The sequence below is a fragment of the Protofrankia sp. CiP1_Cm_nod4 genome (assembly GCF_982290645.1).
Genome location: NZ_CEVIVC010000143.1, coordinates 1 through 12,284 on the forward strand (window position 1 = coordinate 1; position 12,284 = coordinate 12,284).

At 67.9% G+C, this 12,284-nt stretch carries 11 protein-coding genes and 2 pseudogenes; 8 read left to right on the top strand and 5 right to left on the bottom strand.

From position 1 onward, the window contains the following. The first annotated feature begins 200 nt into the window (after window positions 1-200). From AC5LSR_RS20105 to AC5LSR_RS20115, 3 genes and pseudogenes are all read left to right on the top strand, one after another. A complete protein-coding gene (locus AC5LSR_RS20105) occupies window positions 201-407 on the top strand; it encodes a KTSC domain-containing protein (protein ID WP_493468819.1) in 207 nt (68 codons plus the stop codon). Between the two features lie 389 nt (window positions 408-796). Next, window positions 797-922 (top strand): annotated as a pseudogene (locus tag AC5LSR_RS20110) (UPF0758 domain-containing protein); the annotation flags it as partial. A gap of 91 nt (window positions 923-1,013) precedes the next feature. Beyond that, entirely contained in the window at window positions 1,014-1,457 is a 444-nt protein-coding gene (locus AC5LSR_RS20115; protein ID WP_493468820.1) for a JAB domain-containing protein, read from the top strand. Here AC5LSR_RS20115 and AC5LSR_RS20120 read toward each other — a convergent pair. The 5 genes from AC5LSR_RS20120 to hsdR form a co-directional block, all read right to left on the bottom strand. After that, complete coding sequence (locus AC5LSR_RS20120) at window positions 1,441-2,157, bottom strand: restriction endonuclease subunit S (RefSeq protein ID WP_493468821.1); 717 nt, start codon at window positions 2,155-2,157, stop codon at window positions 1,441-1,443. The two genes, AC5LSR_RS20115 and AC5LSR_RS20120, sit on opposite strands and share 17 nt — an antisense overlap. Window positions 2,158-2,197: 40 nt before the next feature. After that, window positions 2,198-3,811 (bottom strand): IS66 family transposase, encoded by a 1,614-nt coding sequence (gene tnpC / locus AC5LSR_RS20125; RefSeq protein ID WP_493468822.1) that lies wholly within the window; start codon window positions 3,809-3,811, stop codon window positions 2,198-2,200. 32 nt (window positions 3,812-3,843) lie between these two features. Beyond that, a complete protein-coding gene (locus AC5LSR_RS20130; RefSeq protein WP_493468823.1) occupies window positions 3,844-4,350 on the bottom strand; it encodes a hypothetical protein in 507 nt (168 codons plus the stop codon). Continuing rightward, the gene (locus tag AC5LSR_RS20135; protein WP_493468824.1) at window positions 4,347-5,837 is read right to left on the bottom strand and encodes a class I SAM-dependent DNA methyltransferase; all 1,491 of its coding nucleotides are present in this window, start codon (window positions 5,835-5,837) and stop codon (window positions 4,347-4,349) included. The genes AC5LSR_RS20130 and AC5LSR_RS20135 overlap by 4 nt, the downstream gene beginning before the upstream one ends. A gap of 155 nt (window positions 5,838-5,992) precedes the next feature. Then, window positions 5,993-8,455, bottom strand: a complete 2,463-nt coding sequence (gene hsdR / locus AC5LSR_RS20140; RefSeq protein ID WP_493468825.1) for an EcoAI/FtnUII family type I restriction enzme subunit R — start codon at window positions 8,453-8,455, stop codon at window positions 5,993-5,995. Window positions 8,456-9,030: 575 nt separating this feature from the next. Here hsdR and AC5LSR_RS20145 point away from each other — a divergent pair. The 5 genes and pseudogenes from AC5LSR_RS20145 to AC5LSR_RS20165 all read left to right on the top strand — a co-directional run. Further along, complete coding sequence (locus tag AC5LSR_RS20145; protein WP_493468826.1) at window positions 9,031-9,285, top strand: hypothetical protein; 255 nt, start codon at window positions 9,031-9,033, stop codon at window positions 9,283-9,285. Then, a pseudogene (locus AC5LSR_RS20150) lies at window positions 9,285-9,996 on the top strand (IS6 family transposase). The gene AC5LSR_RS20145 and the pseudogene AC5LSR_RS20150 overlap by 1 nt, the downstream one beginning before the upstream one ends. Before the next feature lie 156 nt (window positions 9,997-10,152). Further along, window positions 10,153-10,410, top strand: coding sequence for a hypothetical protein (locus AC5LSR_RS20155; protein ID WP_493468827.1), 258 nt, complete (start codon window positions 10,153-10,155; stop codon window positions 10,408-10,410). Then, complete coding sequence (locus AC5LSR_RS20160) at window positions 10,407-10,787, top strand: PIN domain-containing protein (RefSeq protein ID WP_493468828.1); 381 nt, start codon at window positions 10,407-10,409, stop codon at window positions 10,785-10,787. The genes AC5LSR_RS20155 and AC5LSR_RS20160 overlap by 4 nt, the downstream gene beginning before the upstream one ends. Window positions 10,788-10,998: 211 nt before the next feature. After that, window positions 10,999-12,284: protein kinase domain-containing protein (locus tag AC5LSR_RS20165; protein ID WP_493468829.1), on the top strand; the 1,286-nt coding region annotated here is incomplete at its 3' end.

Genomic DNA, 12,284 nt, shown 5'->3' on the forward strand with positions numbered 1-12,284 from the left:
CCGCGCGGGCCGCGACCACGTAAGGATCACTGTCACTGGAGTACTAGTTCAAGCGCGACCTTGCCACCGGCCGAATCATGAACGGCAGCCCGCAGCAGCGCAAGAGCAACCGCGACGAGAAGTAATCGGACGCCGCTACCGTCGTCACGACGCGACGCAAGCGGTTCGGCCGCCTTCAAACACTCAACCCAGGAGTAAGCATGACCATGCACCCCGTCGTTTCAATGAACGTCCACGCCGTCGGTTACGACCCCTTGACTCGAACGCTCCGCGTCCAGTTCCGTAGCGGAGGGACTTACGACTATTACAGTGTCGACCCGGGGCTCTTCGAGCAGATGCTGCTCCCGAACCCTTGGCGCCGCATCGGCCATCTTGTGAGGACACACCCGTTCGCAAAGGTCGCCTGAGACGACTTCCTACCAACCACGATGACAAAGATCGACTGCGGGTGCTGCGCTTGCTCGGGATTCCAGGCGGCCAACCCATGGGAGCGGAGCCACTCGCCAGCCTCGCTGAGCGCTCGCAGCGCGGGACCGCGGACTCCACGGTTCCGGAAGCTGTTCAGCCAGTTGTACAGGTTCCACTCGTTGGTCGCCTTGAGGTGGTGCAGGGCGCGGAAGGCAAGCTCGTCCACGGGAAGGTCAAGCACGTCTTGCTCGGAGAGGTCCCACATGGCGTCCACAGGCAGATTGTCGCGCTCGCACGGCCAGCCGGGGGCGAGCCTGAGGTCCTGGCCTGGGCAGGTGCTGCCGCGGTCCCCGAGCCGGCGGCGGCCGAGGGCGCGGGGGTGATGCACATGAAAGTGAAGGACCTGCCGGAGCGGGAGCGACCCCGGGAGCGACTGCTGCATTGGGGCGCGGAGGCGCTGTCCGACCGCGAGTTGCTGGCACGCCTGCTCGAATCCGGTCTCGCCGGGTGCGACGCGGTCGAGCTCGCGGCACGGCTGATCGCGCGGTACGGGAGCCTCTACGAACTTTCGCGCCGACTCACATGCCCTCCTCGACAAATCGGGGATGGGGGCCGCGAAGGCGGCCCGGGTCGCCGCGGCGTTCCAACTCGGACGGCGAGCGGTCCCAGCGACGAGCAGGCTGCGCATAGCCTGCTCCGCGGACCTGGCTGCGGTGGCGGGGCCTCTCTTGCGCGGGTTCCGGCAGGAGCGGGTAGTGGTCGTCGTTTGCGGCCGGGATGGCTCCGTGCTGCGCGTTCTCACCGTGACCGAAGGCGGCAGCGACTGGAGCTTGGTTCCTGTCCGGGACGTGCTTACCCGGGTCTTGGAAGCCGGTGGTGCCGGGTTCGGAGTTGCCCACAACCACCCAAGCGGCAACCCTGAACCCAGTGACAGAGACCGCGCGGTCACCGGTCGACTGCAATCCGCCGCCGCGACCGTCGGTCTACACTTTCTCGATCACCTCGTCGTTACTGATACTCAATGGCGACGAGTCACAGCAGACCCGTGAACGCGGCGTCGAGGAGAGACCTCCGCAGGCGAGCGATCTGGTCTTTCTGTGCGGCTGCGGACTGAACTGTCGCCTCGATCCGATCGAGGCGTGAGGCAATCGAGCCTTGCTCCGCTAGAGAGGGAAGAGGCACCTGGGCGGCGAGAAGCATCGACGGAGTCGTGCGCTTACGTCGGACCATTGATCCTCGCGGTCTCAAGGTCTCCCAGAGCCGTGGCCATCTAATGACGTGCCGCAGGTAGCCCATATCGCAGTTTTCTACATCAACCATGAATGCGGGATATTCGGGCGAGACATATGAGCCGGAGAATTCTTCTGAGACGATCGCCAGCGCCCCCTCCCATGCATTCAGTTTACTGATTACAACGTTCCCTTTGCCAAGCTTTGTCAGGCGTGTGTACGACGTCTCCGACCCCATGATCGTGGGTCGCCGAATTAGACCGCGCCCGAAACTGTAGATTCCAGCAACTCGGTAACGCGCGTCTTCGTCGACGTCGACTGCGTCCGAGCGTGGCATGAGAACCTTGCCGAGCTGCTCCTCATTTTCAACGGTGCGAAGCGTTGCGTCCAGATACTGATCCCGAAGTAGGTCGGTCCGCGACCTAATCTCGTCGAGGAGGGAGAGTTTCTTGAACGCCCCGTCGAGTCGGTCCGCGATACGGCGCTGCTCGTTGACGAGGGGGAGAGGTATCGTGTCCATTCACGGGGGCGACTTGGGTAGCCCCCGTGTTGATGTTGGTTTAGGCGGCGAGAGCGGGTGCGGCGCTGGCCGTTCGCGGAGCCGGTATCCAGGGGTTGCCGGCGAGGGCGTGGCGGATCGCGTCGATGGCGGTCAGGCCGTGGTCGCGGGCGGAGACGAGGTAGGAGCGCACGCGGAGGTAGGCGGCGAGGGTGCGGGGGGTGTGCCAGTAGCCCGAGACGGCCTGGTGGCGTTTCGGGAGGCGGATGGCCTGCTCGGCGGGATTGTTTGTCCAGGGGATCGTGAAGTTGGTGGTGAACAGCCAGACCTGGTCGGCTTTCGCGGCGAGCCGGCGGGCGAGGACCAGGCCGGGATGGTGGCGGTCGTCGGCCCAGGGCCGGGACATGTTCGCCAGCTCACCGATGCGGACATCGGCGTCGTAGCGGGCCCGCAGGCCGTCGATCGTGGCCTGGTCGAGGCGGGTATGTCCGGCGGCGCGGGCGGCTACGGCCAGGCTCTGGGCTTCGCGGAGCAGATCGATCAGCCGGCCGGCCCATTTCTGCGCGCCCGGGGTGAGCTGCTGCACTGCCCGTAACGACCTGATCAGGTGGGCGCAGCACAGCTGGACACCGGCGAGGGTGGGGTCGTACTGATACCAGCCGGCGTAGTCGTCGCGGGTCAGGTAGCCGGTGAACCCGTCGAGGACCCCGGTGGCGTCGATGGCCTGCGACGACCGTGAGTGGATCGCCGTGTACCAGACCAGCCCTGGGTCCGGCGTGCGCAGGACCAGCAGGTGCGGGGTACCTGAGAGGACCGCGCCGGTGACCTCGTCCAGGTCCTTACGTAGGACGTTGACCGGGGACTCGTCACCGCAGAGCACCGGCTCGGCGCGTAGCGCCGCCTTCATCGCCGTGTCGAAGCCGGCTGTTTCCAGGTCGTGGGCGAGGCGTTCGTTCGCGCGGGCGACGAACCCGGAGGAGACCTCCACCCCCAGCAGCGCGCCGATGACCATCGCGGCCCGTTCCACCGGCACGTTCGCTTCCGACGCCAGAAGCACCGCCGCCGCGTGCAACCGGGGCCCGTAGGACACCGTGCCCGCCGCCGCGTGTCGCACCCCGGGCACCCCGGCGGTGGTGACCTTCCGGCAGCAGCCGCAACGGCGCCGCGGCAGCGCCCACTCCACCTTCTCGACCACCGGGTCAAGGAGGTCCCACACCTGCGCCCACGTCTCGGGGAGCACCGCGGCGCCGGCCAGACCGGCCTCGCACGACGAGCACTGCACCGGTGGGTCCGCGGCCTGTGACCGGTCCGGTTCCGGCTCCCGGCGCAGCCCCGCCCCCGGATGACCCGGCTGTCCGCCTGGTTTGCGGTCCTTGGACCGGACCCGCTCCGAGGCCTGACGCCGCTGGGCCTTGCGCTTCTCCCTGGCCGCGATCGGCTCCTTCGACGGCGGAACCGACGAGTTCGTGCTGTCCATCCCGACCCGCCGCCGCAGATCGGCGACCTCGAGTTCCAACCGCGCCCGCTGCGCCCGCTCCGCGGCCAACTCCGCCTCATGGCGCTCGGCCATACCCTCGATCACCCTGCGCAGCTGTGCGTTCGTCGCCGCGAACTCCTCGGCCCGCGCCTCGGCAGCCGCGAGACGCGACTCCCACGACGCGGACGGGTCAGCCACAAGTCCAGATCATCCACGCCCCACAGCCACGATCAAGCAACAGCCACCAGGTGACACCCCAACGCAAACGCCCAGCTCAGCGGACCACCGTCACGCACCCGTGAATGGACACGAGGTATCTCCTCCCCGGCGAAGGCTTTTGTGCCTAGCGTCCTGTTGCGACCAGCGGAACCTGGCGATGACCTGCGCACGACCTCTAGGCCGGGTCCGTGTGCGAAATGATAGGAGAGATATCTAGGATCGGCCAGATCTTCGTTCACGTGATATGTGAGAAACCGGTGCGAACCGATCATGCCTTCTTCGCGCTCGGAGGCGAGCGCGGTCGCCCCCTCCCACCCGAACACAAGGCTTAGAACTAGGTCGCCTGGCTTGATAAAGAAGACCTTCTTATTGCCGAGTTCGAGTCCGGAGACGGGTGGCTTGTGAAATATTCCCCTCCCAAAGGACCGGAGTCCAATCTCTCGATAGGTCTCGTCCTCGTCAACCGCCACAGGTCGACGCACCAGTCTCAGGATGTCCCCGACACGATAGGTCTTCATCGCTCGGCGACACCACCGAGATCCGCCTGCAAGTCTTGGAGGATGCCGAGTATCTCCTGCTCTGCCTTGATCAATTCGGCGACGATGTCTGCCGGGGCACTATGGGTGAGGTCGTCGGCCACGTGCGGGTTCGCGACGTCGAGGTTGTAGTCCCTGGCCCTGATGTCATCGATCGTGAGGCACCAAGCCTGCGCGGTCTCGACGCGGCCGGCGCGCTCTGGTCCTCCCCACCAAGCCGTGCATGGTCCGAACTCCTCGAACTGCATCGGCTTGGTCTTCGTGTAGCCGCGGCGACCCTCGGGTGTCGGGATCTCGTAGAACCAGACATCCCTGGTAGGTCCGGGCTTCTCGAAGAACAGAAGGTTTGCAGGAATCTCGGTGTATGGAGCGAACACCCCCTGGGGCAGCCGAACGATCGTGTGCAGTTTCGCCTCGGCCAGCAGGCGCTCCTTGACGCGGGCACCGACACCGCCGCCGAAGAGGCTGCCGTTGGGGAGGACGATGGCGCAGCGGCCGTCCTTCTTGACCTTGTCGAGGATCGCCGTCAAGAATAGCCAGGCGGTCTCCTGTGTCTGGAAGCCGGGCGGAAACAGTCTGGCGACCGAGTCCTCCTCCTCGCCGCCGAACGGTGGGTTGGTCAGGATGACCTTCACCTGGCTTCGGGGACCGGTCTCGTTGCGCATCTGGACGAGGGCGTTGGCCCGGACGATCCGGGGCTGGTGGACGCCGTGGAGCAGCAGGTTCATCACGCCGAGCAGGTACGGCAGCGACTTCTTCTCGATGCCGCGGAGGTCGTTGTGCAGCCGGACCTGGTCGACGGTCGAGGTCGCCCGCTCGCGGAGAGCCTCGTAGGACTCGACGAGGAACCCGCCGGTGCCGCAGGCAGGGTCGAGGATGCTCTCACCAAGTTCGAGGAACGACTGCTGGACCATGAAGCGGATGACCGGGCGCGGGGTGTAGAACTCCCCGGAGTCGCCAGCGGCGTCGCGCATCTCCTTGAGCAGGGACTCGTAGAGGAACGCCATCGTGTGGATGTCGTCGTCGGACGCGAAGTGGACCTCGTTGACCTTGTCGATAAGATCCCGTAGCAGGACGCCGGAGGCCATCCGGTTGCTGACGTCCCTGAAAACGGTGGAGATGACGTTGCGGGGGTCGTTTTCGTCGTCGCTCTGGAGCGATCGCAGGTACGGGATCAGGTCGCCTTCGACGAACGTGATGAGCGCGTCGCCGGTGAGCTTCGAGTCGCCGGCCCAGGTTGACCAGCGGTGCGCCTCGTCCAGAGCGGGCTGGTAGTTCTCGTCGAGGGCCGCGCCCTCCTCCTCGACGAGCCCGTCGAAGGCGCGGAGGAACAGCAGCCAGGACAACTGCGGCAGGCGGTCTAGGTCGCCGTTGAGACCGGAGTCCTTGCGCATGATGTCCCGGGCCGACTTGATGACTCCGGCGAGCCGGGTCTTCGGGGTTGTCGGTGTGGCGGAACGCGGTGGCATGTAGAGAGTGTCCGTTCACGGTCGGCGGTTGGTGGAGCGGCTGGCCCCCGGGCGGCCGGTGCGTCGCCGCCGGAGGCCACCCTTGGGCAGCAAGGCCATCCGGGGCGATGCTAACCAGCCAGGGGCATCGGTCGTCAGACATGGGGTCAATCGGGCTACGCGACGTCCAAGATGCGTCTGCCCAGGTCGTCGATGGCCTGGCCGAGGCCCACGGCGCCGCCGAACCGACTGGACAGGTCCCTGGGGCTGCCTAGATCGCTGAGCGGCGGGACCCTGAGAGTCTGTGGTGTCAGCTCGGTGGAGCCGTGGTCTTCGAACTTGTCGAGCAGCGCTTCGAGGACCTTGCGGGCTTTGGGTTCGAAGGCTGCGAGGAAACCCCGGTGCTCGCGGCGGACGCGGGCAGCGCGCTCAGCGCGGCTCACCAGAGGCAGGCCCCAGGCCGCGTTCAAGAGCAGATCGACCGAGTCGACCTCGGGGTGGCTGAACTCGGCGACCAACCCATCGATCTCGATGCCGTGGTCTTTCAGGGCTTCGAGTAGCACCTTCCGGCTCCTGGCAACGGCCCATTGGGTGAGCAGGTCGCCCGGTGACAGGTTCAGCTCGCGCACCCGGTCGTGCACGAATTGCCGATATGTGATCAGCGCGAGGCGGTGATTGTCAGGCGAGAGGACGTAGAGCGCATCGCCCCAGGTGTAGACCTCGACGCCGTCCTGCACGTACCGCGGGCGCTGGGATCGGATGCGGTCGACCAGGTCGGGGTCGGTGATGTCCTGCTCGCCGCCGCTCGGGGAGCCGCCCGCTGGGTCGAACGTGCCGGCGTCCTGCGGGCTGTAGTCGGCCTCGGGCTCGGCGACCTCCCCGTCCTCCGGGGTGGTTTCAGACTGGTTCTCGACCTCGGAGTCGATCAGGGTGCCCTGCTCGTCGATGCTGTCCTGCCGGATCGTCAGCGGTGGTCCGTCAAAGTCGGGATCATTGAACAGGCGGGTCGCCTCGACGAAGTCGATGATGTCGAAGGCGCCCTTCTCGATGTCCGGGCACAGCCGGGTGCCTCGGCCGATCGTCTGCTTGAACTCGGCGATGGAGGCGATCCTCCGGAAGATGACGATGTTGCGGACCGGGGGGAGGTCCACGCCCGTGCTGAGCAGGCGGGAGGTCACGGCGATCACGGGTTCGGCCCGGCCCGGGTTCTTGAAGGAGTCCAGGTGGACCTTGCCTGGGTCGCCGTCGGCGTCGGTGATCCGGACGACGTAGTTGTCCAGCCCGAGGTCGGCGTTCTGGTTGGTCAGTGCCTGGCGCATCCGGTGGGCGTGGTCGTTGTTCTCGCAGAACACGATCGTCTTGGCCATCGGGTCCGTCGACCGCAGGTACTGGGTGAGATACCGAGCCGCCTCCTCGGTCCGGTCCAGCAGCACCATGACCCGCTCGAACTGTGCCGGCGTGTAGAGGCAGTCGGGGATCTCGTTGCCGTAGATGTCCCGCTCACCCGGCTGCGGCTGGTACCCCGTCATGTCGACGTTGAGCCGAACCCGGCGCACCCGGTAGGGCGCCAGATAGCCGTCCTCGATGCCCTGCGCCAGGGAGTACTCGTAAACCGGCGCCCCGAAGTAGTCGTAGGTGTCGGCGTCCGCGCGGCGGATCGGGGTCGCGGTCATGCCGATCTGGACCGCAGGCTCGAAGTACTCCAGGATCTCCCGCCACTGGGACGACTCCCTGGCGCTGCCCCGATGGCACTCGTCCACGATCACCAGGTCGAAGTAGTCCCGGGGGAACTGCTGGTAGAGCGGCGTCTCGCCGCGGTCCATCGCCTGGTAGAGCGCGAAGTAGATCTCCCGTCCGCGTGTGCGCCCGCGACCGCCGAGACGCTCGACCAGGTCATCGAAGACCGGGCGGAAGTAGTCGTTCACCGGTTGGTTCGCCAGGATGTCTCGGTCGGCCAGATACAGCACGACTGGCGGCCGGTTCCCGTGCGGCCAGTTCGTGGTGCGGAGCTTCGAGACGATCTGGAAGGCAACCATCGTCTTGCCGGTGCCAGTCGCCAATGTCAACAGCACCCGCTTCTGGCCGTTGGCGATCGCGTTCGCCGCCTTGTTGACGGCTAGGCGCTGGTAATACCGCGGACGCTTCGGGGTGTTGTCGAGGGAGTTGCGCAGATCCGTGTTGAACGGCGTCATCGCGAGGTCGACGCCGAGATCGGTGTCGACCTCCTGATGGCCACGGTAGCGCGCCCAGAGTTCCTCCGGGGTTGGGAACGCCGAGATGACCTTGTGCTTGCCCATAAGCCGGTCGATCTCGTAGATCTCCAGGCCGTTGGTCGCGTAGGCGAACGGCAGGTCCAGCCGCTCCGCGTACCGCTTGGCCTGCTCGACCCCGTCCGCCACGGCGACCATGGTCCGCTTCGCTTCTACCACCGCGATCGGCAGGTCCGTGCCGTACTCGAGGACGTAGTCGGCGATCAGTGGCCGGCCGTGCGTGTGGTAGCGACCCGTCGCCGTAATCTTGCCTGCACTGATCCGGTACTGCGACTGGATCTGTTCAGGCGTCCAACCGGCCGCAGTCAGGGCAGGTAACACGAACAGCCTGCACGTCTCGTCTTCGGTCAGTCCCCCAGGGTGAGTCACTATCGATTCCTACCGAACTCGCCGAGCCGCGTCGATAGGCTCAGTGACCTCGCGCCATCAGGGAGCCGTTGCACGACGGGAACGAGACTCCGGGGTTCCGGATGCGGACGTCCTACTCGACGAGCGAGTCCGACCTGCTCGCCGACCGCGATGTCTCCGCCTACGAGCTGGCCTGTGAGATCCTGCCCTTCGTCCCGACGGGCGCGCGCCGAGCCTGACTCTGGCGCGATCCTGCTGCGGTTCGCGGTCGACGACCAGCCCGTGCTGTACCCGCTCGGATGAGCTACCACGAATTCGCCGCACGCCAGGCGCTGGTCACCTGGCGTGCGGTGTAGCGCGGAAGGGCCATGACTTCCCAGACCGCGGACCGGGCGACGGGGAATTACTTGATCATCCATGCTGGCCGAACTGCTGATCAGACTGGGGTCCGACGAGGATCTTCAGGTGATCGCTCAGCAGTTACATTCCGTCGAGCTTTCGCAGGTTGTTCGCTGTCTGTCGCGTTGCGCGTGGTCGTTGCCGAGCACCGGGCGGAGGCGAGCCAACGTCTCCTCCCACGTGTGTGATTCATTGGCGTGGTGATCTCGCCCGCATCGCTGTCGTACACCTCGGTGAGTCTGACGCTTTGGTCGTCCCGCGTGGTCATCGTGATCGGCGGAGGTGAACGCTGGAGCTACTGGGCCCGCCGAGCGCTTTACCGCGCAAGCCGCGTCTGGGGCGGCGGCGACTTCGTCGTCGTCCCACATCGTGGCGGCCGGGTCGACCCGGTGGCACTGTTGCACCGGTGGAGTCCGCCGTCCCACGGCTGCCGATCGGTCATGATCGAGTGATGCATCGACGTCGCGCCTGTCCACCGGTTCCCTCGTCGGAGTTCGCGGGGTTCCGGTTCCCACCGGAGGTGATCGTCCTCGCTGTCCGCTGGTACCTGCGGTACGCGCTGTCCTATCGGGACGTTGAGGAGCTGCTCGCCGAGCGGGGTCTCGAGGTTGATCATGTCACGGTGTATCGGTGGGTGCAGCGCTTCACGCCTCTGCTGGTCGACGCGGCCCGGCCGTGTCGGCACCGGCCTGGGGATAGGTGGTTTGTCGATGAGACGTATGTGAAGGTCGCCGGCCGGTGGACCTACTTGTACCGGGCGGTTGACCAATGCGGCCAGGTCATCGACGTCCTGGCCAGCGCACGGCGAGACCAGGCCGCCGCCCGCCGGTTCTTCGTCCGAGTCCTGTCCCATGGCCGCCGCCCAGTCGAGGTCACTACGGACAGGGCACCTGCTCTATCCGCGGATCCTCGATGAGCTGCTCCCCGAGGCCTGCCACGTCGACGCCGCCCGGGAGAATAACCGGATCGAAGCCGACCATGGCCGGTTGAAAGCGCGGCTCCGGCCGATGCGCGGGCTGAAACGGTTGCGGTCCGTCCAGACGATCAGTGCCGGCCACGCGCTGGTCCAGAACATCCGCCGCGGCCACTACGAACTCGCCGTCGAGACCGACCCGCAGCTTCGGCTGGCAGCCGCGTTCACCGAACTCGCAGCAGCCGTCTGACCAGCACTCACCGAGGCCGCTGGCATGCCCCGCTTCCTCACAACGCAACAGCGCCCTCGCACCCGTGCGAGAGCGTGAGATCCACTCTCGATGGTGTACGGGTACGTAGACGTACCCGTACTCTGGGGGAAGTCGTGACGCGTGAAGGAGGACCCGGTGGCCGATGCCAACGTGCGGATTCCCGCGGATGCCCGGGACCGGCTGGCCGCGGTGGCGGCGGCCGAGGGGCTGTCCCTGCGCGCCTACCTGGCCCGGCTGGCCGCCACGGTGCTGACCCCGGCCGAGCGGGCGGCCCGGGCCGAGCGGGCCCGGGTGGCGTTGCGGGCGTGGAACGGCTACGACCCGACCGAGGACGAGGCCGCGCGGCTGGATGCCGAGCTGGACCGGCGCCTGGGCCGGGCGACGGCGCGGTGACGGACGCGCTGCACGTCGTCCTCGATGACGCGGCGATGGTCGCCGCCGGGTACGGCAACCTGCTGGCCTCCCGGTTGATCCACCGGGCCCATACCGAGCCGGACTGGTTCCTCTACGCGCCGGCGTGCGCCCTGGTGGAGGCGGACCGGACCCGGCCCGGGACCGCCGAGCACATCGCCGCCCTGCCCGCGGTCACCGTGCTCGAGCTGGACCTGGCGGCCGCGCTCGCGGTCGCCCGCGGCACCGGCTGGGCGGTGGCGCACACCCGCCACGCCGCCGCCCCCGGACCGGACCGTCCCGACGGGGCGGTCGTCGCGACGGCGGCGCCGGACCGGTGGGCCGGCCAGCCGGTGCGCATCCTCGACCTGAGCCTGTGACCGGCTCTCGGTCCGGGGCAGGCCGCCGGACGGCTCCCGGTCCGGGTGGGGCACGCGATGGTGCGACACACGACGACTCACCCTCCAGACCGGGTGCTTCCGGGCGGAAGGGCAGGGTGCCGGTCCGTAGCGGGCGTGTCCCTCGCCGCGGCTACGCTGAACCCGCCATGACAGGGACATCCAGGACACCGCGGACCCACTCCACCACATTATGATCATCGATCGGGGGCAGGTCGCCGCGGCGCTGCCCGGCTACACGGTGGGCGCCCAGCTGGGCCGGGGCGCGTTCGGGCTGGTGCTGGCCGGGCAGCACCGGCGGATGGGCCGCCCGGTCGCGATCAAAGTGATGGCCGTCGACGGCGCCGAGGGCGTGACCGTGACCGGGTTCGCCGCCGAGGCGCGCACCCTGGCCGGGCTCGACCATCCCCACATCGTGCGGATCTACGACTACGACGAGGTCGACGGGCTGTGCCTGGTCGTGATGGAACTCCTGCCCGGCGGCACGTTGACCCGCCGCCGCGGTGACCTCAGCCCCCCGCAGGGCTGCGCGGTGGGCCTGGCCGTGGCCACCGCCCTGCACCACGCCCACTCCCGCGGGGTGCTGCACCGTGACATCAAGGCCGACAACATCCTGTTCGCCGCCGACAGCACGGTGAAGGTCGGCGATTTCGGGATCGCGAAACTGTTCGAGGGCTCCGCCGCCACCGCCAGCGGTATCGCCGGCACCCCCCTGTACATGGCTCCCGAACAGATCGATACAGGACGTTTAAGTCCCGCTACCGACCTGTACGCCCTCGGGGTCGTCGTCTACCAGCTGCTGGCCGGCCGGCCGCCCTTCAACCCGAACCAGCCCGTGCAGGCCCTCTGGCGTCAGCACCGGACCGACCCGCCCCCGCCCCTTGACGGGGTTCCCGACCCGATCGCCCGGGTCGTGCTGCGCGCCCTGGCGAAACAGCCCGACGACCGCCATCCCGATGCCCACGCCTTCGCGTCCGACCTCGCCCGCGCCGCCACCCGCGCCTACGGTCCCGACTGGACCAGCCACACCGGCCTACCCCTGCACCTGCCCGACGACATCCGCCGTATCACCTCCCTCGCACCCGAGACAGACACGCGGCCCACCGTCCAGGCACCCCCACCACGGCCACGGCCGCGGCCGCGGCCGGCCGGGAACGCCGGCCCCGTCCCCTGGTGGCGGCGCCGGCGGCTCCTGGCCGCCACCGGCACCGCTGTCCTCGCCCTCGCCGCCGCTGTCTTCACCATCCTGATCACCACCACGACCGGCGGCTCCCCGCCAGCCACCGGCGGCTCCCCGCCAGCCACCGGCGGCTCCCCGCCAGCCACCGGCGGCTCCCCGCCAGCCTTCGTACCGCCAGCCTTCGTCGCATCAGGCCCACCCCTCACCGGCCACACCAGCGACGTGTCGTCGGTGGCGTTCGCCCCGGACGGGCACACCCTCGCCACCGGCAGCCTCGACGGCACGGTGCGGCTGTGGGA

Coding starts and splice junctions, on each gene's coding strand:
- AC5LSR_RS20120 (WP_493468821.1), bottom strand. CDS start 2,157: ATGGACACGATACCTCTCCCCCTCGTCAACGAGCAGCGCCGTATCGCG.
- AC5LSR_RS20115 (WP_493468820.1), top strand. CDS start 1,014: ATGGGGGCCGCGAAGGCGGCCCGGGTCGCCGCGGCGTTCCAACTCGGA.
- AC5LSR_RS20105 (WP_493468819.1), top strand. CDS start 201: ATGACCATGCACCCCGTCGTTTCAATGAACGTCCACGCCGTCGGTTAC.
- AC5LSR_RS20135 (WP_493468824.1), bottom strand. CDS start 5,837: ATGCCACCGCGTTCCGCCACACCGACAACCCCGAAGACCCGGCTCGCC.
- AC5LSR_RS20130 (WP_493468823.1), bottom strand. CDS start 4,350: ATGAAGACCTATCGTGTCGGGGACATCCTGAGACTGGTGCGTCGACCT.